The organism is Undibacterium sp. SXout7W, assembly GCF_049339385.1.
Taxonomy (GTDB): Bacteria; Pseudomonadota; Gammaproteobacteria; order Burkholderiales; family Burkholderiaceae_D; genus Undibacterium.
Map to the genome: position 1 here is coordinate 1 of NZ_JBMPPF010000010.1, position 24,999 is coordinate 24,999.

22 protein-coding genes and 1 tRNA gene are annotated in these 24,999 nt (G+C 43.8%); 11 read left to right on the forward strand and 12 right to left on the reverse strand.

The genetic code is table 11. From position 1 onward, the window contains the following. The first annotated feature begins 325 nt into the window (after nt 1–325). Nucleotides 326–1,939, forward strand: a complete 1,614-nt coding sequence (locus ACO0LB_RS11010; protein WP_423049144.1) for an NAD(P)/FAD-dependent oxidoreductase — start codon at nt 326–328, stop codon at nt 1,937–1,939. A gap of 65 nt (nt 1,940–2,004) precedes the next feature. Here ACO0LB_RS11010 and ACO0LB_RS11015 read toward each other — a convergent pair whose 3' ends face one another. The 5 genes from ACO0LB_RS11015 to glnA form a co-directional block, all read right to left on the reverse strand. After that, nucleotides 2,005–2,832, reverse strand: a complete 828-nt coding sequence (locus ACO0LB_RS11015; protein ID WP_423049145.1) for an HDOD domain-containing protein — start codon at nt 2,830–2,832, stop codon at nt 2,005–2,007. A 272-nt stretch (nt 2,833–3,104) separates the two neighbouring features. Next, entirely contained in the window at nt 3,105–4,619 is a 1,515-nt protein-coding gene (gene ntrC, locus ACO0LB_RS11020) for a nitrogen regulation protein NR(I) (RefSeq protein WP_423049146.1), read from the reverse strand. Between the two features lie 80 nt (nt 4,620–4,699). Further along, the gene (glnL, locus tag ACO0LB_RS11025; protein WP_423049147.1) at nt 4,700–5,773 is read right to left on the reverse strand and encodes a nitrogen regulation protein NR(II); all 1,074 of its coding nucleotides are present in this window, start codon (nt 5,771–5,773) and stop codon (nt 4,700–4,702) included. A 100-nt stretch (nt 5,774–5,873) separates the two neighbouring features. Beyond that, nucleotides 5,874–6,365, reverse strand: a complete 492-nt coding sequence (locus tag ACO0LB_RS11030; RefSeq protein ID WP_423049148.1) for a DUF4124 domain-containing protein — start codon at nt 6,363–6,365, stop codon at nt 5,874–5,876. Nucleotides 6,366–6,489: 124 nt separating this feature from the next. After that, on the reverse strand, nt 6,490–7,905 hold the full coding sequence (gene glnA / locus ACO0LB_RS11035; RefSeq protein WP_423049149.1) for a type I glutamate--ammonia ligase: 1,416 nt from the start codon (nt 7,903–7,905) through the stop codon (nt 6,490–6,492). A 671-nt stretch (nt 7,906–8,576) separates the two neighbouring features. On the opposite strand from glnA, the gene ACO0LB_RS11040 reads away from it, so the two are divergent. The 4 genes from ACO0LB_RS11040 (at nt 8,577) to ACO0LB_RS11055 (ending at nt 13,933) form a co-directional block, all read left to right on the forward strand. After that, nucleotides 8,577–11,546: an EAL domain-containing protein gene (locus ACO0LB_RS11040; RefSeq protein ID WP_423049150.1), complete on the forward strand. Its 2,970-nt coding sequence runs from the start codon at nt 8,577–8,579 to the stop codon at nt 11,544–11,546. A 57-nt stretch (nt 11,547–11,603) separates the two neighbouring features. Then, nucleotides 11,604–12,065 carry a rhodanese-like domain-containing protein gene (locus ACO0LB_RS11045; protein WP_423049151.1) on the forward strand — a complete coding sequence of 154 codons (462 nt, stop codon included), beginning with the start codon at nt 11,604–11,606 and terminating at the stop codon, nt 12,063–12,065. 107 nt (nt 12,066–12,172) lie between these two features. After that, a tRNA-Ser gene (locus ACO0LB_RS11050) sits at nt 12,173–12,262 on the forward strand. Between the two features lie 93 nt (nt 12,263–12,355). Further along, the gene (locus ACO0LB_RS11055) at nt 12,356–13,933 is read left to right on the forward strand and encodes a tyrosine-type recombinase/integrase (RefSeq protein ID WP_423049152.1); all 1,578 of its coding nucleotides are present in this window, start codon (nt 12,356–12,358) and stop codon (nt 13,931–13,933) included. Between the two features lie 45 nt (nt 13,934–13,978). On the opposite strand, the gene ACO0LB_RS11060 is transcribed toward ACO0LB_RS11055, so the two are convergent. Then, nucleotides 13,979–14,794, reverse strand: a complete 816-nt coding sequence (locus ACO0LB_RS11060; protein ID WP_423049153.1) for a hypothetical protein — start codon at nt 14,792–14,794, stop codon at nt 13,979–13,981. Nucleotides 14,795–14,819: 25 nt separating this feature from the next. Here ACO0LB_RS11060 and ACO0LB_RS11065 point away from each other — a divergent pair, with 25 nt between their 5' ends. The 4 genes from ACO0LB_RS11065 (at nt 14,820) to ACO0LB_RS11080 (ending at nt 17,856) form a co-directional block, all read left to right on the forward strand. Then, nucleotides 14,820–15,215, forward strand: coding sequence for a hypothetical protein (locus ACO0LB_RS11065; protein WP_423049154.1), 396 nt, complete (start codon nt 14,820–14,822; stop codon nt 15,213–15,215). A 96-nt stretch (nt 15,216–15,311) separates the two neighbouring features. After that, nucleotides 15,312–15,602 (forward strand): hypothetical protein, encoded by a 291-nt coding sequence (locus ACO0LB_RS11070; RefSeq protein ID WP_423049155.1) that lies wholly within the window; start codon nt 15,312–15,314, stop codon nt 15,600–15,602. A gap of 215 nt (nt 15,603–15,817) precedes the next feature. Continuing rightward, nucleotides 15,818–16,156: a hypothetical protein gene (locus ACO0LB_RS11075; protein ID WP_423049156.1), complete on the forward strand. Its 339-nt coding sequence runs from the start codon at nt 15,818–15,820 to the stop codon at nt 16,154–16,156. 155 nt (nt 16,157–16,311) lie between these two features. Then, nucleotides 16,312–17,856, forward strand: a complete 1,545-nt coding sequence (locus ACO0LB_RS11080; protein ID WP_423049157.1) for a primase-helicase family protein — start codon at nt 16,312–16,314, stop codon at nt 17,854–17,856. 521 nt (nt 17,857–18,377) lie between these two features. Here ACO0LB_RS11080 and kwaB read toward each other — a convergent pair. From kwaB to ACO0LB_RS11095, 3 genes are all read right to left on the reverse strand, one after another. After that, a complete protein-coding gene (kwaB, locus tag ACO0LB_RS11085) occupies nt 18,378–19,322 on the reverse strand; it encodes an anti-phage protein KwaB (RefSeq protein WP_423049158.1) in 945 nt (314 codons plus the stop codon). After that, nucleotides 19,319–19,939: an anti-phage protein KwaA gene (gene kwaA / locus ACO0LB_RS11090; RefSeq protein ID WP_423049159.1), complete on the reverse strand. Its 621-nt coding sequence runs from the start codon at nt 19,937–19,939 to the stop codon at nt 19,319–19,321. Before kwaA ends, kwaB begins: the two co-directional genes overlap by 4 nt. A 144-nt stretch (nt 19,940–20,083) precedes the next feature. Next, on the reverse strand, nt 20,084–20,371 hold the full coding sequence (locus tag ACO0LB_RS11095; RefSeq protein ID WP_423049160.1) for a hypothetical protein: 288 nt from the start codon (nt 20,369–20,371) through the stop codon (nt 20,084–20,086). A gap of 170 nt (nt 20,372–20,541) precedes the next feature. Here ACO0LB_RS11095 and mobQ point away from each other — a divergent pair, with 170 nt between their 5' ends. Then, nucleotides 20,542–21,867: a MobQ family relaxase gene (gene mobQ / locus ACO0LB_RS11100; RefSeq protein WP_423049161.1), complete on the forward strand. Its 1,326-nt coding sequence runs from the start codon at nt 20,542–20,544 to the stop codon at nt 21,865–21,867. A 104-nt stretch (nt 21,868–21,971) separates the two neighbouring features. Continuing rightward, a complete protein-coding gene (locus tag ACO0LB_RS11105; protein WP_423049162.1) occupies nt 21,972–23,015 on the forward strand; it encodes a hypothetical protein in 1,044 nt (347 codons plus the stop codon). A 49-nt stretch (nt 23,016–23,064) separates the two neighbouring features. Here ACO0LB_RS11105 and ACO0LB_RS11110 read toward each other — a convergent pair whose 3' ends face one another. From ACO0LB_RS11110 to ACO0LB_RS11120, 3 genes are read right to left on the reverse strand one after another with little or no spacing between them, the layout of a single operon-like run. Beyond that, the gene (locus ACO0LB_RS11110; protein ID WP_423049163.1) at nt 23,065–23,310 is read right to left on the reverse strand and encodes a hypothetical protein; all 246 of its coding nucleotides are present in this window, start codon (nt 23,308–23,310) and stop codon (nt 23,065–23,067) included. Nucleotides 23,311–23,342: 32 nt separating this feature from the next. Further along, entirely contained in the window at nt 23,343–24,152 is an 810-nt protein-coding gene (locus ACO0LB_RS11115; protein ID WP_423049164.1) for a hypothetical protein, read from the reverse strand. Between the two features lie 58 nt (nt 24,153–24,210). Next, the gene (locus tag ACO0LB_RS11120; protein WP_423049165.1) at nt 24,211–24,879 is read right to left on the reverse strand and encodes a hypothetical protein; all 669 of its coding nucleotides are present in this window, start codon (nt 24,877–24,879) and stop codon (nt 24,211–24,213) included. Nucleotides 24,880–24,999: the final 120 nt, after the last annotated feature.

Genomic DNA, 24,999 nt, shown 5'->3' on the forward strand with positions numbered 1-24,999 from the left:
ATTGACTGTTAATTGTTAAAGAACCGTATTCTTTTCTGCTTTTGCTTCGAAGCGTTGTGTTCGTCAGCAGCAGAGAAGCGAGATTATGCAGGATCTAACCGTACATGTCAACTGCCTGCCAAACTTTATCAACAGAATCAAAAGATAGGCATCCTTAACTGATTCAAAACCACATACATAAAAACTTGTTTGATAATACGAATGCCTTTTTGCTGGGTAGGTTATCAAGAGATAGTGAGCATTGACTACAAAAGGTAGAATGTTACTTTTATCGACTATCCATCAACGCATGTACTCATTGCGCTGATGTCACACGAGCCCATTCATGTTACGCATCACGGATTTACAATTACCATTGAATCATTCTGAGAATGAACTGACAAATGCCGTTCTCAATACACTGTCAATTACACCTGATCATCTAGTACGCTACTCCATATTTCGTCGTAGTTACGATGCAAGAAAAAAAACAGCCATCGTTCTTATTTACACATTAGATGTCGAAACAAATGTTGAAGCGGATATTTTGCAACGAATGCAAGGTATCAATAAAATATCAGTCACGCCCGATACCGGCTACAAATTTGTCACGAAGGCACATAACGAGAATTTTCAAAGACCTGTGGTAATCGGATTTGGTCCTTGCGGTTTATTCGTTGCGCTAGTTCTGGCCGAGATGGGATTTCGCCCCATCGTTCTGGAGCGCGGAAAAACAGTCAGAGAGCGAACCAAAGACACATGGGGATTGTGGCGAAAACGCGAATTGCAATCGGAATCCAATGTTCAGTTTGGCGAAGGTGGTGCCGGTACATTCTCTGATGGCAAACTATATAGCCAAATTAAAGATCCAAAACATTATGGGCGTAAAGTATTAACGGAATTTGTCAAGGCTGGCGCACCAGAAGAGATTATGTACGTCAGCAAGCCACACATAGGCACATTCCGCTTAGTTAAAATGATTGAAGAAATGCGGACTTCTATTGAAGCTCTTGGCGGTGAAATACGCTTCGAACAAAAAGTAACTGATATTGACATCCGCGAAGGCAAAGTATTTGGCGTTCATGTTAATGATGGCGAATATATTCCAACCAATCATGTCGCCCTCGCTATTGGGCATAGCGCAAGAGATACTTTTCATATGCTTTATGCAAAAGGGGTTTATATCGAAGCAAAACCATTTTCTGTCGGATTCCGAATTGAGCACCCGCAATCCATTATTGATAAAGCGCGGTTTGGTCCTAATGCCGGAAATAAAATATTAGGAGCGGCTGACTATAAACTGGTTCACCATGCCAGCAATGGGCGTTCTGTCTATAGTTTTTGTATGTGCCCGGGCGGGACAGTGGTCGCGGCTACTTCCGAACCTGGTCATGTAGTCACTAATGGCATGAGCCAATACTCCCGTAACGAGCGCAATGCCAATAGCGCTATTGTTGTTGGCATTACACCTGAGGATTATCCTGGTCACCCACTTGCAGGTATTGAATTTCAGAAGAAATTAGAGCAACGGGCCTATGCGTTAGGCGGTCAGAATTACAATGCACCTGGTCAGTTGATCGGTGACTTTCTGAAGGGACGCAAATCAACCAGTCTCGGGGGAGTCGAGCCATCGTACAAACCCGGCATCACGCTATGCGATCTTGCGGATGCATTACCTGAATTTGCAATTACTGCAATACGAGAAGCCATTCCTGCATTTGATAAAAAAATTAAAGGCTTTGGCATGCAAGATGGCATATTAACAGGCGTAGAAACAAGAACATCTTCCCCCATCAGAATCAAGCGTAACGATGATGATCTGCAAAGTTTGAATACACGCGGTCTTTATCCTGCGGGAGAAGGAGCGGGATATGCCGGTGGTATTTTATCTGCGGGCGTTGATGGTATCAGAATCGCTGAAGCAATCGCGCTCGATATACAAAACAACAGTTCTTCATAAGAATTACGACCACGTAACCGTAATTGAGTATAAAACGAATTGCGGTTACATCAAGAAAAGAACATTTAGTTTATCAAACCATCCAGTCCTTCACTGATTTCAGAAAAAGGAGGCATTTCGTCAAGAATTAGCGCAGTTGTCAAACCTAGACGAAGAAGAAGATCTTCAGGAATGGTCGCCTCCATTTCTTCTTGAGAACAGGCACATTCGCGCGCCCTCGCCAACCAGATAGCAACGTGAACAACTCCAGAAACAGGGTTGAATTCAGTTGATGCCAAAGGGGATGCACATTCTTTTATTGCAGTAGAAAATGTTTCGGGAAATCGCCAGCGCTTTGCCAATTCCGAGCCAATATCAAAGAAACTATATCCCAGCATATCCACTTCGGCATTCGCCCTGCGCGCATCAAAAAAATGTGCAAGCTTATCCACTTCCGACATCTGACCAGGCATTGCGGCGCGCATCACCAATTGACCAATGGCATGCATCAAACCAATAAGAAAAGCAAAATCCTGATTATTTTTGATTTTTTTGGCGATCCACTTTGAAATCACAGCCACCCGCAAACTGTAATGCCAGAACTGTTGTAAATCCAGGCCGTGAACGGGTTTAAAACCACCAGTCAGCCCACTGCTGATTACCAGCGTTCTGACACTCATGAATCCCAACATCAGGACCGCCTCATCTACCGTGCCGATACTGCGAGAAAAATGATAGTACGAGGAATTAGCGAGGCGTAATAATTTGGCACTCAGAACTTGATCAGCAGACAGCTTTTTTGAAATTTCATCGATCGAAATATGATCATCATTAAAGCTATCAATGACTTCCTGAACAACTTTAGGAATCGTTGGCAGGGCATTTTGCTGCAAAAATAGAGTATCTATATTCATATGGCATCTCCTTTGATCAGATAGCGTAACGATTGCAGCTATACGAAATCTAGCCCGTCTATCACCTCAACACATCCCGAGGAACTTATCGTTGTTTTTACCCAGAAAATAATACCTTGTTCTTCACCGAATCAACATATTTTTCTATCAACTGATACGCCTGTTGATGTATCGACTACGCACTAATACGGCAAGACAAAAAAATACTGACTGATACAAGTAATTGAATATCAGTCAGTATTTTTGGAGTAGCAAGGATTAATGCAGTTCAACTAATCATCTTTAGCGCCGTCAATACCTAACTCCTGAATCTTTCTCGTAATGGTATTACGCCCGATTCCGAGCCGTATCGCAGCATCATTCTTACGTCCGTGCGTGTGTTTCAAGGCAGCTTTAATAACGACCGATTCAAAACTGCGCCCTAATTTATCAATCACTTCCGACTGCCCCTCTGCCAGCATGGCGGCAGCTTCCGCTTCCAATAGCAAGGTCCAACTATCGCCAGTACGATACAGATTTTTATCCGACATGCTGGCAGCGGAAGCATGTGCGGGAGTCAGTGGCGCAGCTTCATGCGCGCGTCCCCCCACCTCTTCGACACTAGCAGAAATATGCGTGTGTGAAACGGACGGGGCGCCAGGCGTCAGGTCTTGAGGTAAATCCGGAATTTCTACAGTCTGGCCGGGTGCCATGACCGTAATCCAGTTACATAAATTTTCGAGCTGACGCACATTTCCCGGGAAATCGAGACCTGATAAAAAATGCATGGCAGGTTCAGACACTCTCTTCACTTCTACGCCTAACTGCTTGGCACTTTGTGTCAGAAAATATTTAATCAGCAATGGAATATCTTCACGACGCTCACGTAAACTTGGCAGGCGCAGACGAATCACATTTAAACGATGATATAAGTCTTCCCTGAACAACCCATCTTTCACTCTGGATTCCAGATTCTGATGCGTGGCTGCAATGACGCGCACATTGGCTTTCATCGGCTGATGCCCGCCAACGCGATAAAAATGCCCATCCGAAAGCACTCTGAGTAATCGTGTTTGTAAATCAAACGGCATATCGCCGATCTCATCCAGAAATAACGTTCCACCTTCAGCCTGTTCGAAACGTCCGCGTCTGGTTGTCTGCGCACCTGTAAAGGCTCCACGTTCATGACCAAACAATTCGGATTCCAGCAAATCTTTGGGAATGGCTGCCGTGTTTAACGCAATAAACGGCTGCGAGGAACGGGGACTATGTTTGTGTAATGCCCTGGCAACAAGCTCTTTGCCGCTTCCAGATTCACCCGTAATCAAAACGGTGACATTCGATTGAGACAGTCGTCCGATCGCACGAAATACATCTTGCATCGCGGGTGCTTGCCCCAGTATTTCGGGGGTTTCCGATATCGTCTGTTCAACACTGGATTCACGCAAGCTCTCATCCAGAGCACGGCGAATCAACTCTACGGCCTTATCAAGATCAAACGGCTTGGCAAGATACTCAAAAGCACCGCCCTGAAAAGCTGCGACTGCAGAGTCCAGATCTGAAAACGCAGTCATGATAATCACTGGAAGCCCTGGATGCTTTGCCTTTACTGTTTGCAACAACTCCAGTCCAGACGCACCATGCATACGGATATCAGAAACGAGCACCTGAGGCGTATCGTTCTGCAGTGCAAGCATGGCATCACGTGCATTCGTAAAACTTTTTGTAATGAGACTCTCACGGGCCAAGGCTTTTTCAAGCACCCAGCGAATTGAATCGTCATCATCCACTATCCAGATTGGTTTCATATTGTCGTCTAACTGTCAGGTTTAAACATATCGGTTGGGAACAGCGCTTTTGACGCCATTATTTTTTCCACTCCCCTGCTTCAAGGCAGTGGAATCAGGATTCTGAAATCCGTATATCCGGGCCGGCTCTCACATTCGATGACACCCATATGTTGCTCAACGAAAGTTTGTGCCAAAGTCAGCCCCAGACCGCTACCGCCATCTCTTCCTGATACCAGAGGATAAAAAATGCGGTTACGAATCTCGGGAGGAATTCCAGGACCGTTATCAATGATATGCAAATCTAATGCCAGCCTATAGCGCACTTTCGCCAGAGTGATTTGACGCACTACCCGCGTCTTGAAGATCAGACGCGCGTCACCCTGTCGGATACGCTCATTGAGTGCTTGTGCAGCGTTATGCGCGATGTTTAACACGGACTGAATCAGTTGCTCTTTATCCCCCCGAAACTCTGGAATCGACAGGTCGTAGTCACGCATGATAGATAAACCCTGCGGAAACTCAGCGACGATCAGACTTCTTACCCTCTCGCATACTTCGTGGATATTCACATCACCAACAATATGCGGCAAGCGGTGAGGAGCCAATAAACGATCAACCAGCGTTTGTAAACGATCAGCCTCTTTGATAATAACCTGCGTATATTCGCGCAGTTCACGCAAGTGTCGCTCTGGTAACTCAAGTTCAAGCAATTGGGCTGCGCCACGGATACCGCCAAGAGGATTCTTAATCTCGTGAGCAAGATTACGAATAAGCTCTTTATTCGCCTTGCTTTGATCCAGCATTCGCTCTTCACGATCCAGTTTGAGTTGCTGAACGTTCTCTCGCAATTCGATCAATACTGGCATCTCAGGATTATCCAAGGCGGTCACGATACTATGAACATGCAAGGGCTCTCGCCCGACACGCTCCAAAGTCAAATCCTGACGTTTATCCGCAAATTGATGCTCTACCGCCTGATGAAATACCGCCAATAGTTCATTACCATTTAAAAACAAATCACCAAGTTTCTGATGCGTCAGTGATTTAAACGAACTATCCAGCAAGCTTTCGGCCGCTGCATTCGCAAACATAATGCAGCCATCTGGATTTAATACAATGACGGCAGACGTCAGTAAGTCCAGGCCAGCAAATGATGTAAGAAGAGTTTTCAAGATGATCCATAAAAAAAGGTCGCCAATAGCGACCCAGTTAGGCAAGCATCATGCCTGCAACATACTGATGATGTATAAAACCAGCATGGAATAGGTAAAATTATTTCAAATTACTAAGTTCACGGCGGAGCGCTTCTATGTTTTTTTCGGTGCGTGCAATATTTTCTTTCATCATTGTGGTGCGTTCCTGATACTTGGCAAAATTACGCTCATCACCGCGACGTTCCGGCTCACCATTGTTGTACTCCTTTTTCAGGTCAGCCAATTTTTGCTCTTCCGTTTTTAACTCATCCTGAAGAATTTGTTTGCGATCTGAATCACGAGCTTTTTGCGTTCCCTCATCCACCTTCGGAAAATCAGAAGGTCCGGCAGAAGTCTTGGCACCTTGCGTCTTTTTTGTCGCAGGTGGTAACACGGGAGCTGGTACGACAGTGATGCCGGGCAAGTCGACGCGCTTACACCCTTTCGTCGCGCCCGTGTTTTTGTATTCTTTTTTACCGTTCTCGTCCACACACAAATACACATCTGCCTGCGCATAAGCAACGCCTTGTGCGCAGAGGATAAAAGCCAGGCCAATCAAGAGTCGGTTCATATCAAAACAATCATTAATGACAGGCATCTAGTGTATGTCATGCCGCGAAGCAGCACAATTACTGGAACCAGACTGTGCAAATAAAAAAAGCGGGGTTTCCCCCGCTTTTGGTAACTCATCTCAATTACAGAGAGTAGTACATATCGAATTCAGCTGGATGTGTCGTCATGCGCATACGCTGTACATCTTGCATTTTCAATTCGATGTAAGCATCAATCATGCTGTCGCTGAACACACCACCACGTGTCAAGAATTCACGGTCTTTATCCAAAGCTTCCAACGCTTGCTCCAGAGAATGGCAGACTGTTGGGATCAACGCGTCTTCTTCTGGTGGCAAGTGATACAGATCTTTAGATGCAGCTTCGCCCGGATGAATCTTGTTCTGAACGCCGTCCAGACCCGCCATCATCAATGCAGAAAAGCACAGGTATGGATTTGCCAGAGGGTCCGGGAAACGTGCTTCAACACGACGACCTTTTGGATTAGCAACATAAGGGATACGAATCGAGGCAGAACGGTTTTTAGCAGAGTAAGCCAATTTTACTGGTGCTTCATAACCTGGAACCAAACGCTTGTAAGAATTGGTACCTGGATTCGTGATCGCGTTCAGTGCGCGAGCGTGCTTGATGATACCGCCGATGTAATACAGTGCAAAATCAGACAAACCAGCGTAGCCATCACCTGCAAACAGGTTTTTGCCATCTTTCCAGATAGATTGGTGAACGTGCATACCAGAGCCGTTGTCGCCAACGATAGGCTTAGGCATGAAAGTCGCTGTTTTACCGTAGGTATGAGCAACATTCCATACAACGTATTTCAGATTTTGCGTCCAATCAGCACGCTCAACCAATGTAGAGAATTTAGTGCCGATCTCATTTTGACCTGCGCCAGCTACTTCATGGTGATGTACTTCGACTGGAATGCCCAAAGATTCCAGAATCAGACACATTTCAGAACGCATGTCCTGGAAGCTGTCGACTGGTGGAACTGGGAAGTAACCGCCTTTAACTGTTGGACGATGACCAGTATTGCCACCTTCCAGTTTTTCGCCTGTCGTCCAGGAAGCTTCTTCAGAATCAATCTTCACGAAGCAACCAGACATATCGATTTTCCAGCGAACGCTGTCAAAAATAAAGAATTCTGGTTCTGGTCCAAAAAACGCTGTATCGCCGATACCGGAGGATTTCAGATATGCCTCAGCACGTTTCGCGATGGAACGTGGATCACGGTCATAACCTTTACCATCTGCTGGCTCGATAACGTCGCATTGCATGAACAATGTCGTTTCTTCCATAAACGGATCGATATTTGCTGTATTTGGATCTGGCATCAAAATCATGTCAGATGCTTCGATACCTTTCCAGCCTGCGATAGACGAGCCGTCAAATGCGTGGCCAGATTCGAATTTATCGATATCGAACTGGGAAACTGGAACAGTTACGTGCTGTTCTTTGCCTCGTGTATCAGCAAAGCGGAAATCAACGAATTTAACTTCGTTGTCTTTCGCCATTTTCAAGACTTCTGCGGCTGTCATTGCCATGTGAAACTCCTCAAATAGAGCTAAAAATAAATTCGGAAATTGCTGAGTTATTTTGCCTGCCAAATAAACTGCGCTAAATCTTTACAGAAAAATATGACGGTCAAACTCAATAGGCAATGATAGCAGAATCCATGCCATCTTCCAGATTAACTGTCTCAAATAAGTTTTTTTCTAAATACTTGTTTTTGTGCTGATTTCTGGACTAAACAGAAGGATGAGAATCAGAATATCCAAAATAACAACGCACAAAATAAGTGCAAAACAAATAAAATGAATTATTTTGGTGCATTTATATTTGCAGGAATTAATTATGCACTTATTTGGTGAAATAACAGGGCTTATACTTCATGCAAGTAAGAACAAAAATTATAAAATTGGCACATGAAATTTTTTGCCACTAAACATCAGACTTATTCACCTAACATGGAATGTGAAACGCAAATACATAAGCGTATTATTTCAATTAATTACTTAATTTACTGCCTGAATTAATTTCCAAAAAGAAATTGATTTAAATCAATTATAATTTCCTTTTACTTAAATGAGATTGACTCTCATTTAATCGACAGTTATTGTTTGCAACTCGACAATAACTGCGCACGCCAGCAAATCGCTTAATCATTGCGTAATATATTATTAACGCAGTAATTTGTCTTTCGTCATCATTGAACATGTCTCCGCTGCCATCTTATTTTTCAAAAAGGCCATCTTTTTATTCTATTCTGACATTTTTTTTGTCGGTGATTGCCTGCTGCGGAATTATTCTCGAATTTGAAAAAATTCAACGCAAGGAAGAAAGAACATTTACCAATGATCTGGCTCGCGTTCATGCACATTCACTACAAAGAAATATAGAACAGGCATTGTCTGCAACCTACGCACTTGCTGCATTAATCGTAGATAGCAATGGGAACATTGATCATTTTGACTCATTTGCAGCTGAAATATTGACCTATCACACTGGAGTGAGTGCGCTGTATGCAGCACCCGGTGGAATTACCAGCAATGTTGTACCCCGGTCCTGGAAAGCAAAAGGTACGGGCATTAATTTGCTAACAGATTCAAACAGAAAGTCGGAAGCACTACTTGCTCGTGATACAGGGCAATTGACCTTAGCTGGCCCATTAGAATTAACGCAAGGCGGCATGGGAGTAATTGGTCGCCTCCCTATTTTCCTGACAAATGAAGAAGGGAAAAAGCAGTTTTGGGGATTAGTATCGGCTGTTATTTCCTTACCCAAAGTAGTCTCTGATGCAGCGTTGCCGCAACTGGAACAACGTGGATACGAATACAAGTTATGGCGTATTAACCCCATCAACGGTGCTCAACAAATCATCACTCAAAGTGATGAGTACAAACCGGAAGAAACAATCAAACAAGCCTTTCATCTTCCTAATGCCGTCTGGACGCTGGAGGTATCCAGTCATACAAATAATCATGTTCCATATCGATTAATTATCAATATTTTATTAGGCCTGGTGTTCAGCAGCATGCTTGCCTACCTCGTGCAATTATTGCTTGCCATACGAGAGCAAAAAAAGGGTTTGCACATCGCTATTGCGCAACGAACGGCAGAGTTGGAAGCAAGTGAAGCAGACCTCAACAGAGCCCAGACCATCTCAAAAACTGGTAGCTGGATCTCTACTCCGGATTATCAGCATATCCGCTTCTCCAAAGAAGCTCGCAGAATATGGCACTTACCTCCGGAACAAAAAGTAAGTTGTAAATTAATACTGGAGCGCATACATCCTGAAGATAAAGCTGCAGTTAAATTAGCATGGAAAAATGTTTCTGCGGAGAGTGGCTGCGCGCTGGAGCACAGAATCATCATCAATGATCAGATTCGCTGGATACATTCCCAAATTGAATTTGATAAAGATGAAAATGGACAGGTGAAGCATCACTTAGGTATCGTGCAAGATATTACTGATCGCAAACAAGCTGAAGACGATCTGCGGATTGCTGCAATTGCATTTGAAGGTCAGGAAGGCATGGTCATCACTGATGCACAGAGAAAAATTCTACGCGTTAATCACGCCTTTACCCGCATCACCGGCTATCGCCGCGAAGAGGCTATCGGCAAAACAACCAGTCTCCTGAAGTCGGGCTTGCACGGGGACAGCTACTATATTGAGATGGCCAGCCAATTAGAAACATCTGGTTATTGGCAGGGTGAAATCTGGAATCGCCGAAAAAATGGGGAAGTCTATCCCGAATGGCTGACGATCACGGCTGTCAAATCTGCCGATGGTCACACGGTTAATTACGTCGGCACGATGCTCGACATCACGCAGCGCAAAGCGACAGAAGCAAAACTCGAACACCTTGCCTATCATGATCCTCTGACCGGCCTTCCCAATCGCCGGCTGTTGCTTGACAGATTACAACATGCGTTGATTGCCAACACGCGCAGCAAGCGTTACGGTGCGATTTTGTTTCTTGATCTCGATAATTTCAAAACAATTAACGACACCAGTGGTCATGGGAAAGGTGATTTATTATTGCAACACGTTGCAAAACGCCTGGTCAATAGCGTACGCAAGGGCGATACCCTGGCAAGACTGGGGGGAGATGAATTTGTTCTGATTTTGGAAGATTTGAGCGATAACATTCGTGACGCAGCAATTGAAGCCAAATTCATTACCACCAACATACTGGCCGATCTGAAGCATCCGTATGAACTCGACCATCTGGAATACCATAGCAGTGCCAGCATCGGTATTGCCTTGTATGGGCAGCACAACGAATCTGCCGAAGAACTACTCAAACAAGTAGAAGTTGCCATGTACGAAGCCAAATCAGAAGGTGGCAATTCTCTGTGCTTCTTTGATCCCGATATGCTTAACATCGTCAGCGCACGTGCGGCGATGGAGAGCGATATGCGCATCGGTATCGCTCAGGAGCAATTCGTTCTGTATTACCAACCGCAAATTAACCACCAAGGAAAATTGATCGGTGCTGAAGCCCTGATACGCTGGGTACACCCACAAAAAAATCTGATTTCCCCTGCCGAATTTATCCCACTGGCCGAGGAGTCTGGACTCATTTTGCCTCTTGGCGCCTGGGTACTGCGCTCAGCCTGTCAGAAACTACGCGAATGGGGGCAATCAGCGCATACAGCAGAATTGACGCTGGCAGTGAATGTCAGCGCACGCCAGTTTCGACAAGTCGATTTTGTTGAACAAGTGCTTTCAGTGATACGAGAAGTAGGTATCGATGCGCGTTGCCTCAAACTTGAATTAACAGAAAGTCTGCTGGTAGAAAATATCGAAGAAACTATCGCAAAAATGAATTTACTGAAATCCTACGGTGTTGGATTTTCACTTGATGATTTTGGTACAGGCTATTCTTCTTTATCTTATTTAAAACGCCTACCGCTTGATCAATTAAAAATTGATCAATCATTTGTCCGCGACATCCTTATCGATACCAACGATGAAGTGATTACCAAAACAATTATCGGTCTGGGTCAGAGTCTTGGATTAACTGTTATTGCGGAGGGCGTGGAAACGGATGAACAACGCACAATACTTCAGGCTCAAGGCTGTCAAGCGTTTCAAGGCTATCTGTTCGGCAAACCCAATCCTGACATCGCCACAGAAATAAACTCCTACGGTAAGCCAGCAGACTACCAAGCTTGATAGCATCATGCATAATTGCGAACAGACCAAGAACATTTCATATCGAGGCAATGCATCATGACAACCACTTATTTACATATCGCTCGCCAACGCGGTCACGAACAATCGCTTCCCTATGCCGGCGCTGTCAACCCCGAAGAGGCTTATCAACTCCTGCAACAGGCTCCTCAGATATTACTCATAGATGTGCGTACAAATGCAGAGCGCGATTGGGTTGGCAGAGTAGAACTGCCGATAGAACAACATCATGCAGTTCAATGGAGCCTGTATCCTGAAGGTATCCCAAACCCAGAATTTATACAGCAATTAACTACCATCACGTCCGACAAAAATACGACGCTGTTATTTCTTTGCCGATCCGGTGTCCGTTCAAGACACGCTGCAAAACTGGCGACAGAAAACGGGTACACGCAATGCTATGACATCCTGCAAGGCTTCGAAGGCGATAAAGACGCCCTCGGACATAGAAAAACCGTGGGTGGCTGGTGTCAAAAAGGTCTTCCATGGACAGGAGCCTGAAAAGAAACCTGGATCATCAACACGAAGGCTAAGAAAAAACTTCCAAAGCAAAGGATCTTTTGCTAGAATAGTGAGCTTCGCTGATGCAGCAACAGCGATATGTAGCAGGAGAGGTGGATGAGTGGTTTAAGTCACACGCCTGGAAAGCGTGCGTAGGTTTATCCCTACCGGGGGTTCGAATCCCCCCTTCTCCGCCAAAGATACATAAGCCCTTGATTTATCAAGGGCTTTTTTCTTTTGGATTCGCACATGGTGGCACTCATAGGGGTACCTCTTCTCCAGAGGTTACTATGAAAATCGCTTGCAGAATTCAACAATCCCGTCATGGCGTTTATTACTACCGCCACCAATTTTCTGCCCAAGGTATTCGCAGAGAACGCAGAATTTCGCTAAAAACCAAAAACCCCGCTATTGCAAAAGAAAAATCATTGCTCATTTCCGCTATGATGATTGCAAATAAAACAGGTGAACGTATGTACGATAACGAACGCGAAATTCTCAAGAAGATTGAATTACTTAACCAAAAAGAATTGGAAGAAGCATTCCGCAATCTTGAAATTGTTATTACTCCACCGAGCGGCGGCAATATTTCTATAAAAGCCGACCCAAATAATCCAGCAGATATCCAAGCCATGCTTCAGGCAAGCAAGGATTTTTGGGCGAGTGAAATAGGTCAATCCATGAAATTAAACATGGTGCAATCAGAACGAGCTATTAGCGAATCACCTGCCTTAAACACTATTTCCAATTCGGCAATTAAAACAGCAATCGCTGAAACACAGATTGTCGCAGGCACCCCATTGCCAGATTTAATCGAAAAATTTGCAACCCGCAAAAAAGATACGCTTGCTCCCAAAACTTTATACGAATACCGAAAGCACCAACAGTTTTTCTCAGATTGGATTGCTACCCGAAAAAATACGCCCCACTTCCCTATCAAAAATATTACTCGTCAAGACGTTTCTGATTTTATAGACGAGCTTTTACAAAAGGGACTATCCAATCAAACTGTGCAACTCAAATACCTAAGTGCAGTCACAGGCTTATTTGAATTGGCAAAAAATTCTGGATTATGGGAAGCGGAGGCGACTTTCCCGACCTATGGACATAAGCTTTTTACCAAAGCGACTGCAAAAAAGGTTAAGGAAAAAAATAGCTGGAAACCATTTACCGCCGAAGATTTGTTGATCATATTCAATCCAAGCAACTATTTAAATCAACAAAATCCTACGGATTTTTGGCTCCCCTTGTTAGGGCTATACACAGGTGGACGGATTAGTGAATTATGCCAACTACTAATTCACGACATTAAGCAAATTGACTCGGTATGGGCTATTTCTATCAGTGATGAAGATGAATGTCAGCGCCTGAAAACACCTGCCGCCAAGAGAACAATTCCTGTTCATCCCAACCTAATTAAAATCGGCTTCCTGGACTTTGTAAAAGATATGAAGGAATTTGGCGGAATGTTATTTCCATATCTGACCCCAAACAGATTTGGAAATTTCAGCGAAACACCGAGCGAACGTTTCGGAAAATATTTGGACGTTCTGGGTATCAGTGATGCCAAGAAAGTGTTTCACTCGTTCCGCTCAACATCAAATAACATGCTGAAGCAGAACGGCATTCCCGAAGAAACTCGTTGCCAATTTATCGGGCATGAGCATGAAACAACCAACTCGAAAGTCTATTCCAGCGAACATTCTGTCACCTATTTGCTGGAACATGTTGCACCGAAACTCTCATTTGAATTGCCATTTACCGAGTTAATTTATCCACGCCAGTTAATTTTAGATGGCACGCGACAAAAGTTACGTCTCAAAGAAAAACGTCAAAATAATAAATTGGCGAAAGCCAAGCTAAATTAATCCGCCTAAGAATAGGTAGCCTGATCACTCGACAGGCTACCTGATTTAATCCGCTTTCTGAAACATGTCAGTCACATACTCAGCGACAGGCTGACCGAAATTCTCCTCTAACGGCTTCCCTAATATCCCAAGCATTAAATATTTGCTGTAATTAATCGCGACAGCATCTGCATGTAAAACGGCGACGTTCCACAAAGCGATGATCGCCAGCATAGTCCGTGACGACAAATTCTGCACTTGAATACTCTCGCCGATTGCATTTGCAGTTGGCTCAGCAATCAATTTTTCAAAATCATAGTGTGGGCGACACCAAACTTTCTGAAAATCTATTTCAACAATATGCTGAAACAAGGTGTGGCATTTTTCAGTCAACGTTTGCCCTGACCTATATAGTTTCGCATCTGCCAGCAAGCTAGACACCACTCTTTTGCAAGCACCTTCATTCCTGTCCAGTACAAGAAACAATGGAAATCGGTCAGAACCTGAGCGATATATCTTGGCTGTGCCAGGCAATATTTTATCGACCTCGCTAATGAGCTCTGGTCGCGGCTTGGAAGAATTAGAGCTGTACCGATACCACTTGTTTGAATCCCCCTCCAGCCCTTTGCGATACAGCCAATTGAGCGTTTGCTCAAGGGATACTTGCCCACTACCTTTGATGACTGAAGCTAACCAAAGTTGGTTTCTTAATTTCGGTAATCCCAGCAATTTTTGGGCAATTTTCTTATTGGCTTCCATGTTTTTTTCAATAACAAGCAGGGTAATTTTCCATGACAGAATAATTGCAATTATACCAAGCACATTTCTGCCAAAACGATCAATATCTAAGCTCTGGTCAAATTTATATAATTTCCCCCGCAACAGCAACTTACATAAAGGAAAAAATATGAAACCAGAAACGAACGACGAATTTGATTTTAGCGAGTGGTTTGGCGACTTGGATATGAGTACATCCGTACCGCTGACAGAAGACGAATGGAATGACTATGCTTACTTTCCGAGGGAAGACAGGGTCACCGAAAAAGACTACCTGATCGGCTATTACGACATGGGTGTCTTTGACGAAAAAATCGTCCGTGCCTGTAACGAGGAATTTGCCATTGACAGTTTTCTGTGCGATTACCAACCCAAGCGAGGATTGCCACCTTATATCGCTCGTTGCGAGACGGTTACAAGGGCAGAAATCCGTAGGGAAGTCGGTTATACCGATCCACCAGAAGACAGGCAGTTTGAGCGATACGGAAATTTCAGCAACAAGTATTACGAAGCACTGCACAACTAATTAAGCAGCACATTCAGCGATAAAACATCCATCGCTTAACGCGGAAGTTTTGTAGCACAAGGAGAAGTAAACAACATTTAAACGAAAGGAAATTGTATGCAAGTGATTCAAGAAGCGATAAAGAATAAGCAGGTTCTAATGGTTTGTTATAAGGGGCTACCCAGAATGATTGAAGCCCATATTGTTGGCGCAAATTCAGCAGGGCAAGAATTTGTGCGTGGCTATCAAGTCGGTGGCACCAGTTGCACCGAAGAAGTCGGCTGGAAGCTATTGGATATTCAAAAAATCCAGGCGATTACCGTCATACCTGACCAGCACTTTGCCAAACCAAGGCAAGGCTATGGCAGAAGCGATCCAGTGATCACCACCGTTTATGCTCAGGTGTAAAACAGCATAGAAATAATTAGCCCACGATAAGCAGCACTGACAGTGGGTTAATAGTAGCAAAATCATGCAGCAAATTTACAGCGATAAAGTTTCCAAAAAATAGAGCGAGCTTGCCGGGAGTAGCGGCAATCCGAAATCACAGGAACCCACCTGCGATCAGGAAAAAGATAAAAAGCAGCAGTAAAAACAATCCACTATTTTTAAAGGAAAAAATCATGTCTATCAAACATAAAAAGCATCCCGTTCTTTCCGCCATTTCTGGCATTCAAACCATTAAAGATATTGCCGATGCCGCAGGCATTGTGTTGGACAAAAATCTTTCACCGATCAGCCTTTCCCTTTGGGTGAATTTGACTGAAGGTTTGACTGAAGGTTTGACTGAAAGTATGGATGGCGAAGCCATGGGAATTATGTTCGCAGTGATCATTGATATTGCCCACAAAGGCTATTCCGTCACGGACATTCAATCGATTCAGCTCAACCAAGCAGGCAATAATTTTGACTTGAAGTTGAACTTCAAAGACGAATCCGACTGCACGGCGACTTTCCACTAATAGCGATCAACTCGAAAATTACAGCGACGCACCTATGTGTAGAACCCTGTTGCAGCGGGGTTTATGGTGGCACAGCGGTTCAGGCCTGTGGGTGCAGGCTTTGAAGTTCCACCGTATCCATGGAAAACAAAAACGAAAAACAATGGAGAAACATTATGAATACAACAGACGATTTGAATGAAGATTTATTTGACCCATTTGCTGACGCACCTGTCACCGTGGGTGTCCCTCAGAATAAAGCTGAAAATGGCAAACCTGCTGATCGCTACAGCGACATGGCAAGCGAATTAGCCTTGCTTCGTGATTTGCAGGAATTCCGCAAGAAATATGCGATTATCAATCGCACAGGCAAAACCTATATCTGCTGGGAAGACACATTTTTGCAAACTCTCGAGTTTCAAAATATTGTGGACTTCCATAATTTCAATGCCCAACACTATCACTTTATCCCACAGGGAAAAGCGAAGTCAGGAAAAGTCCGTGAAGACAAAAAAGTGCTGGTCACTCAGGCATTCCTTGAAGATAAACAAGCGACTCGTTACGAGGGCATTGTGTTTGATCCGTCAGAAACCTGCGGTAAGAAATATTGGAACTTGTGGCGAGGATTTAAGGTTCAAGCTAAGCAGGGCGATATTTCATTATTCATGGATTTGATTGCTGCCTTGTGCAATGACGATCAAACTTGCATTACCTACTTGCTGAACTATCTGGCTCACATGGTGCAAAAACCTGCCGAATTGCCAGAGGTGGCAATTGTGATGCGCGGCACTCAAGGTATCGGCAAAGGTTCGCTCATGAAAACGATTGGTGAATTTACCGATAACTACAAGCACTTATCTTCCACCAACAGCCTAACCGGGCAATTCAATGGACACTTATTAAATGCCTTCGTTATCTTTGCCGACGAAGCCGTGTGGGGTGGTGACAAATCAGCCGAAGGGCGATTGAAAGCCATGATCACCGAAGGCACGAATTCGATTAATGACAAAGGACGACCTGAAATTCAAGTTCGCAATTATTCTCGTATTTTTGTGGCTTCCAATGAAGAATGGTGTATTCCTGTTGGCGAAGAAGATCGTCGTTTCTTTGTGATTGAAGGTAGCCCTCGCTATAAGGGAAAAACCAAGCCGGGCGAATTCTTCTCTCAATACAATGACTGGATTAAAAACGGTGGTCGTGAAGCGATTTTCCATGCCCTTAAAACTCGCGACATTTCAGAATTTGCACCACGAGATTTTCCGAATACCAAGGCTCGCATGGCATTGATGATTCGCAGCTTGCCAATGCCAGAGCGATTTATTTATGAAGTCTTGAATGGTTCAGCCTTGGTCGAAAATAAAACGATTGTAAAGGCGGCTGATGGCACCAGCCGTTGTTACCGCAATGCTTTCTATGCTGATTGCTTGGAGTGGTGCAAGAGCCTTGGATTTCGTTTTATGCCTAGTGCTGATGAAATGGGAAAGGCTATGAGCAAAGTGTTTGCCTTTGAGCAGGATAATCCCAACTGGAGATCCAACTGGAAGAGTAAAACACAAGGCTATTTTTACCAGCTACCAAGCCGAGCTGAATGTATGAAGCGATTCGCTCAAAACATTTGCAGGGCTGAACCAGCAATGGTTTTCTTTGACTATGAATATGAGGCAGCATTGGAATCCAGTGACGACAAATCCAATGTTGTGAATTTTCAGAAACAGGCATAATCAGTTTGACCTGCAACGAACGAAGAGCCGTGAGGCTCTTTTTTCATTTCTCGGATTGGTATACCTGATCAAGCAAAAGCGCAGAACCGTATAAATCAATGCCAGCAACACTCTTATTGTAAAACCTATGCTGGTATTAACTTTCAGCCGGGTAGAACCGGGAGAGTTAATATCCATGCGGTTTTGCATTAAAAAGATAGGTTCTGCGCGAATGACTGAAGTTCGGTACAGGTAAAAAGCGCTGTAGTCTTTCTGCTCTTTTTCTTTATATCAATTATTTAGAGTAGAACCGCAGAACTTATGGGAAAAGCTATGCCTAGTAATGCTTTCTCGGTTCTACCCGCATTTCTAAAAGCGTAGAATCGCGCAGAACCAGGCTGAATTACATATCGTTTTGAATGGAGCTTTAGTCGATTTTCAGAAACTGAGGAGAGACGGCCAAATTCACCAGTCTCAAAGTCTCCCAACAAGCCGTTCGTTCTGCAAAAGTAGAATCCTACAATGTGACTAACTGGGTGAAATCAAACGGGGTTAGGGGCGGCAGTCAGTTCGTTCTTAGCCAGCGTTTCGTAGTCAACATGCGTCAATTCTGAGGTCAAATAATCGTCGTTCAAAAGTCTATAAAGTTTTTTTATACTGTCTTTCGACGAAAGTAACAACTTCCCATCTGCCACCTTGATGCCAATTTGTTGCTGTTTAGCCTGTGCGAAAGCGATGACCGTAGCTACGTCCATATTCAGCACTCGACTTTTTCTAGCTCGAAGAATATCTTTCCTCGATCCAAATCCGGCTGCCAAGTACCCCTTAACGTCGCTCACCAAGTCGCTAGCCACGATTTTGGCTGTGATCTGCCCTATCGCATTCTTTGCTATCTGGTCGAATGCAAAGGATTTCTCAAATTTCCCAAAATCATTGATGTAAAACTCGTCACCTAGCCTTAGAACTTCGAAGCCACCGGTCACTTTTAGAATGTCTTGATCAATAAGCGAAAATCGTGTGTTATCCCGAAGAACCAGTAAGATCTGATCTCGCTTGACAAGCGAGACAGGATAGAATTTTTTGAAAAATAATACAGAATTCTGTGCTGACGAAATTTTGATCGCAAGACTGGTCACATCCGCCAAATCACGCTCTGCAAAGTTAAACACGTCTGGATCGTCCCCTGTCACTAGCTCGCTGAGCTTCGCGAACTCGACCGGCTGTTCGTCAAGGTCGTAGACGAATAATGTATCGGTTCGGTGGTCCAATTCCGTAAGAGACTTAGTGGCCAAGTCTTCGTTCAACAAAAATTGATCAATGCTGGCTACGAATTGCCGACAGACCGCTTCTGTCGCTCCATCAGCAAAATCAGCCAACCGGTATTCTCGAGTTTGACTATTCTCTGTACCCAAATACAATTTCAAATTAATCCCATCGGCATGCAGAATCTCAGCCAGTCCCGTCCGTAGTTCTTCTATTGTTTTCATGGTTTGATGACGATTGCTTTCCGTGCGAAGAAAATATTCTTATCGAGTCTGAGCATATTCACACAAGTGTTCAAATCAATATCCTCCCGTGTAATCAATACTGCTGTACCCGTTGGTACACCTGCGCCGTTTTGTTCGAATTTAACTGTACAGATTTTGAACCCGAGTAGCGATAAGGTCGGATTCGCATAAAAGAGATTAGTCCGAACATAGATCGCCCCTATCAATGAGAGAGTGATGACGAGAGTCACGATTTGGCGTAGCGTGTCCAGATTGAAACTCAATAGCGGAATCACATACGTCGCAAGAAATACTAGGTGATCTGCGGTTTTATCCTCAATCTCGATTACTTTGAAAGGACCGTCTTTTGCCCCCTCGATGATTCGTGTGAAAGCGATGTAAAAACCGATTGACACTACTAGAACAATCACACATATCAACGGTAGATAGTTCTTCAAAGCGATGTCACAAAGTTGCTTCAAGGTGGCGAATTTGCAGTCAAAGCACAAGTTAACGTCAATTTTATTGACGAATATCAGAACAAGCAAAAGCCATAGTGATAAAAGATACATCCCGACTTTAATCACACGGTTCATCCGAATTGGACTTGTGTCCATGCTGCCACCTCCCTGTTACCTATAGTAACAGACGGTGATTATTTTGACAACGCTCGTAATGAAAATCCTGTGACTAACCTTAATACAAAGGGTCAAGAAGATTTCTGAATTCAGCGACCACAAGTACCAATGCACAAACATCAATCAGACCAAAGCCAGACTATCAGTATCAGTGCCATCAAGATCATTTCCAATCCCAAATAAAGCATAGTCTCTTGGTTCCAGGATGCCTGCTGCAATCAATTCCTTTCCTAGCTTTCTCAAGTCATTTTCAGCGAGCCTGATCACATAAGCACCTGCCAAAATTTTTCGTCTGGTATCGCGTTTTCTTTCCTCCATAGCTTCACGATTTTTTGTCTGCTGAATGCGGGTTTCGAGTTCTGCTTTTTGCTGAAGTAATTTATTCAAATTTGGTTTGCTCATTTTTTTCATCTCCTGTTTTATTGTTTGAGCGTTGACATTTCAAATTCACGCTGTAGTACCACAAATAACAAACAAAAAAGAAACGTCAAGAGCAGAACAGCGAAATGCGCACTTATACGTCGTTACTCGACGTGTGCTCAAAGCTGAAAGCCTAAACAAAGACGTTCAGGAGAAAACCTATGGCGATATACCACCTCTGTGCAAAAGTGATTGCACGATCTTCAGGGCGAAGTGCTACCGCAGCCGCTGCATATCGTGCAGGTGAAAAAATCCACGACAACTGCACCGGTCAAATCTTTGACTATTCCAGGAAAAAAGAGGTTTCCTACCGCCGTATCTTCGCACCACTAAATGCACCGCAATGGATGAAAGACCGTGAACAGCTTTGGAACGCCGTAGAGCAGTCTGAAACCAGAAAGGATGCACAGGTAGCCCGCGAGATAGAAGTCGCCTTACCGATTGAATTAAGTCCGTCACAGCACATTATTTTGCTAGAGCGATTTGTGCATACCCAACTCACCAGCAAAGGCATGATTGCCGACGTTTGCATACACAACAAAAAGGACAATCCCCATGCTCACATTCTCCTAACCACCCGTGAAATCAATATTACTAATGACGGCTTCGGCAAGAAGAACCGTGACTGGAACAGTAAAGAACAATTGGAAGAATGGCGTGAGCAATGGGCGAAACACTGCAACAGACGACTATCTGTCGCATGTAGCCAATCCCGCATTGATCACCGCAGTTTGCAGAATCAAGGACTGGACCAAATCCCAACCGTGCATGTCGGTGCAAATTCTCATGCTATGGATAAACGCGGTATCACCTCAAAACGAAAGGAACTCAACAATTTAATCAAGGAGAAAAATATGAGTAACCAGCAATGGAAAAAAGCAATCGCCGAATTGAAATTGGAAAACGAACCAGCCAGCGACAGCACAATAAAAACCGAGATAGTAGAAGCAAAAAAAGCCAGACATTTATTCCTGAATGCCACCGACTATAAGAACCACAGAAAATATCGTGAAGCGAATTTCAGTCGCACTTACATTCCGATATTGCTGGAGATATTTGAAGAGCTATGCACAGGTGTAGATCAGATAGAAACCGATATTGGCATGTGCTTTCAAATCAATCTGATCGGTGGAGGAAAAATCTATGACTATGGAAGTCAAATCAAAATTGAGAATGGCACAGACGAAGAAATCAAGGTAGCGATCAAGCTTGCTCAGGAAAAGGGTTGGGAAGGATTGCACCTAACTGGCAGTGAGCATTTCAAAGAGCAGGTGTTTCTTGAGGCAGTTTTATCAGGGGCATTTCGTCCTGAACAAATCACTGGTTACAAACCAAGCAAAGCCAATCTGGAAGTTATCCGTGATTGCCGACCTGCATTGAAGATTGCGAATGACAGCAATGTGATTAAGAGCTATGCCGTGGATAAATCTGGTAGTGGTGAAACTGGTGGAGCCGAACAGGTGCATATTCCACGATTGAAAATTTGATTGGTTCCGGTGCTAAGATTGTCCGAATGGCTTTAACTATACAACAATGAATGAACCGATTCATAGCAATATTAGTTAATTTTTGATATTTCCTAGGAGGCAGAATGATCGCAGTAAAACCTATTATTCAAGAGCAGTGGGTGTTAGACGGAATCAGTCAAAAAACTCCAGCACCAGAGGATGATGCTCTTTATATTAAGCCAATGTTGCCGTCGGAATTTTTTGTTTCAGCTGTGAATGTTCACAATACTCTGATACTTGATCTCAATGTTTTTAAGGATCTAATTTTAGAGCGTCGTCCAGCCAATAATAGATTTTTGGAAAATCTTTTCAGAACTGTTTGCATTGAAATAAATCCGACGCTGGCAATCGTAGAGCAGAGGCAAAAATACGCGAAAGCGTCTGATGATTTGAAATTATATGTAACTTACATGCGTAAGACCTTTAACCACGAAATTACTTTAGAAAATTTGGAGGAATTTGAGGCCGATTTGGAGCGAGGCAAACCGAGTTTTATTGAAAACGCCGACCTTCTGTCAGGATACTTAAGCGCCATCATTTATCTTTATCATCAAAATGAGTCTGCCGAGAAAAAACTTGAATGGTTGGCTGGCTTAATTTTATATTCGGACATTCCGATTTTTCAGCTTCACTTTTACTTCGCTGGTCTTGTTTTTCTTGTCAAGGAAAGACCAGAATTATTTCATGGTAAAGATTGCGAAAAAGTTAGAGAAGATATGAAAATTGCCAGTAATTATGAAGTCCAAAAAGAAAAAATTAAAAATCTATCCAATGATTTAATTTTACCAACCACTTCAATATTTCAAGCAGGTATAAATAGCAAAACTTTAGTATTTCCGTATGTTGCCACTCGTGATCGACTCTGCAAACTGTTCTTGAGTCAGATCGTATGTGAAGCTGTTGCTGAAGCCGGAAGTGGCCGTATGAATGGGGACTGGCGACTAGCGAAGAACAGTATTTTAGATCTATATCTTGGGGAAGCTTTTGCTCTCCATTTTCCTCGGAGGACAAGTATACCTAGTCGCGCAGATCACCTAGTCAGAAAATCAAATGTGAAAGCATTTTCAAACGTGTATCTTCATAAAATACTAGCTTTGAAAGATGGGTCCAGTCATATTGCAAACTGAATACAACAATGAGGATATCAACATGAGTGGAATGAACGAACTCTAAATATTAAATAAAAAATAATTTTGATTTGCATACTTTCGTTTCTAAATTTTTTGCCCTTAACTTAGCTTGTTGGCTGCGCTTACCGTTTTGATTATCAGGTAGGACGACGTTTCCAATACTTGGTCCCGTTGTGACATTTGCACCGTAGCTTTGATAATCTGTAGAACCCGGTGGAACATACGAGGTGCTGTAGCTATCTGTGGACTTAGGATAGGTGGTGCATGGACATGCAAAATCAAAACTGTCCATGAGTTCGGCCTATGTTAAAACATTTAGCAAAATTACTGCTGAGTCCAAACAGAAATCACACCCTTACTCAATCCCGTCAATCCAGGTGCATCGTGTTCAATAATGGCATAAGCCGTTGAACCATCTTGTTTGGTGTAGCTGTATGCGTAAAAGACGGTGTAGGCATTGGAGGCGGGGTTGTAAATCGCTTGACCATTTAATGCCGAGGTAAATGTTCCAGATGAAATCGTCGACAACAAAACCGTGGCATTGCCCGTCACAGCGACATTCCCGTTTGCATCAAATGCCAAAACATTGCCAGTCGTTGTCGGTGGATTGGTTCCACCTTGCAGGCAATCTTCGCGGAGGAAGGTAAAGCTTTGATTCGCCAATGCGGTAGCCGAGGTAATCTGTGTGGCATTGCTGGTGATTAGCGCGTCGGTGGACTTGCCGAACGAGCCAGTACCAGTCCCCGCAACACTTTGGCAAATCATCGCGACCGCAGGCAGATTTTTATCCTTGCTATTGGTGCCGATAGCAACACCCGCCGTGACAGGTGTGCCATAGGCAATGCCACCGTCGCCATTTGAATCTGGTGTCATGGTTACAGATACAGGTGTGACTCCAAAATTCAAAGTCCCTGCATTGCCAAGCCCGTTATCCGTGAATGTCGCGGTATAGGCTGAGGTGGCATTGAGATTTTGCAGATAGTTGTAACCGACATAGGTTGTAACTGTCGGTGTTGTTGTACCACCACCTGAACCACCACCTGAACCAGAACCACCTCCCGAATTTCCACTTCCACCACCGCAGGCTGACAGAGCGAATGCGAATACAGTAGCGACCACGATATGTAATTTCATGTTGTTTTCCTTAAGTTGAAATAAGTGTTTGAAAGTGCCGACTGAAAATCGGTCTGTTTTAAGTTGCTGCTTTTTGTTTGGAATTTTTCGCAGTAATCAATCCCGAAAGAATCAGCAGTGTTGCCACGAAAAATTCAAAGAAATACCCGCCTAAATACGGAAGTGAATGCATGAACACGAAATTCAGTACGAACGGATACAGGGCAAACGCCGCCCCCAGACCAATCAGTACAAGGGAAGTTGTCGTGAAGTTGAAATTATCCTGAATGAATTTTTTCCAGCTCCAGTCATACACAGCAGGATTCCATTCAAAGTTTTCCTGAAAGGTTCCCCCACACTTCTGACATTTCCGTGTGCTGTGGTAGAAGCGCATTAATTCGGGATAGACTGAGTTTCGCTGGTGATAAATCGTCGGGAAGTGATAAATGATGTAGGACAAGGCAAGGAGGAACGGAACAGGCACAAACCGACTTCCCGCCATGCCCAAACCAATCATGGGAACAATCCACAAAATCATGGCGACATAGATATTGCTGTAGGACATTTTCTCTGGCGGTTTTGCCCCTTCCGCTTCAATCGTTCTGGATATCGTGGTGGTATTGACCGTCCCAAACTGACCGGGTTGCGAACCAATAACAATGCCTGATCCGGTTGAAATGCTTGTGCCAGCCTGATAGATCGCCGACAGCTTATGTGAGTGCTCTGACTGGCAGTAAGGGCAATTCATGCTCTTCCTTTCGCTTGATGAGGCAGCAAGTGCCGCCGTTAAGTAATAGACCTATAAAATCAACTAATAATGATTTAATATGTCATTTTACATTAACGCATTGAATCATTCCAAGGTTGA

Bases quoted from the DNA above. Each gene is read 5' to 3' on its own strand.
- ACO0LB_RS11010 (WP_423049144.1), top strand. From the start codon at position 326: ATGTTACGCATCACGGATTTACAATTACCATTGAATCATTCTGAGAAT.
- ACO0LB_RS11015 (WP_423049145.1), bottom strand. From the start codon at position 2,832: ATGAATATAGATACTCTATTTTTGCAGCAAAATGCCCTGCCAACGATT.
- ntrC (WP_423049146.1), bottom strand. From the start codon at position 4,619: ATGAAACCAATCTGGATAGTGGATGATGACGATTCAATTCGCTGGGTG.
- ACO0LB_RS11030 (WP_423049148.1), bottom strand. From the start codon at position 6,365: ATGAACCGACTCTTGATTGGCCTGGCTTTTATCCTCTGCGCACAAGGC.
- glnA (WP_423049149.1), bottom strand. From the start codon at position 7,905: ATGGCAATGACAGCCGCAGAAGTCTTGAAAATGGCGAAAGACAACGAA.
- ACO0LB_RS11040 (WP_423049150.1), top strand. From the start codon at position 8,577: ATGTCTCCGCTGCCATCTTATTTTTCAAAAAGGCCATCTTTTTATTCT.
- ACO0LB_RS11045 (WP_423049151.1), top strand. From the start codon at position 11,604: ATGACAACCACTTATTTACATATCGCTCGCCAACGCGGTCACGAACAA.
- ACO0LB_RS11055 (WP_423049152.1), top strand. From the start codon at position 12,356: ATGAAAATCGCTTGCAGAATTCAACAATCCCGTCATGGCGTTTATTAC.
- ACO0LB_RS11065 (WP_423049154.1), top strand. From the start codon at position 14,820: ATGAAACCAGAAACGAACGACGAATTTGATTTTAGCGAGTGGTTTGGC.
- ACO0LB_RS11070 (WP_423049155.1), top strand. From the start codon at position 15,312: ATGCAAGTGATTCAAGAAGCGATAAAGAATAAGCAGGTTCTAATGGTT.
- ACO0LB_RS11075 (WP_423049156.1), top strand. From the start codon at position 15,818: ATGTCTATCAAACATAAAAAGCATCCCGTTCTTTCCGCCATTTCTGGC.
- ACO0LB_RS11080 (WP_423049157.1), top strand. From the start codon at position 16,312: ATGAATACAACAGACGATTTGAATGAAGATTTATTTGACCCATTTGCT.
- kwaB (WP_423049158.1), bottom strand. From the start codon at position 19,322: ATGAAAACAATAGAAGAACTACGGACGGGACTGGCTGAGATTCTGCAT.
- kwaA (WP_423049159.1), bottom strand. From the start codon at position 19,939: ATGGACACAAGTCCAATTCGGATGAACCGTGTGATTAAAGTCGGGATG.
- ACO0LB_RS11095 (WP_423049160.1), bottom strand. From the start codon at position 20,371: ATGAAAAAAATGAGCAAACCAAATTTGAATAAATTACTTCAGCAAAAA.
- mobQ (WP_423049161.1), top strand. From the start codon at position 20,542: ATGGCGATATACCACCTCTGTGCAAAAGTGATTGCACGATCTTCAGGG.
- ACO0LB_RS11105 (WP_423049162.1), top strand. From the start codon at position 21,972: ATGATCGCAGTAAAACCTATTATTCAAGAGCAGTGGGTGTTAGACGGA.
- ACO0LB_RS11110 (WP_423049163.1), bottom strand. From the start codon at position 23,310: ATGGACAGTTTTGATTTTGCATGTCCATGCACCACCTATCCTAAGTCC.
- ACO0LB_RS11115 (WP_423049164.1), bottom strand. From the start codon at position 24,152: ATGAAATTACATATCGTGGTCGCTACTGTATTCGCATTCGCTCTGTCA.
- ACO0LB_RS11120 (WP_423049165.1), bottom strand. From the start codon at position 24,879: ATGAATTGCCCTTACTGCCAGTCAGAGCACTCACATAAGCTGTCGGCG.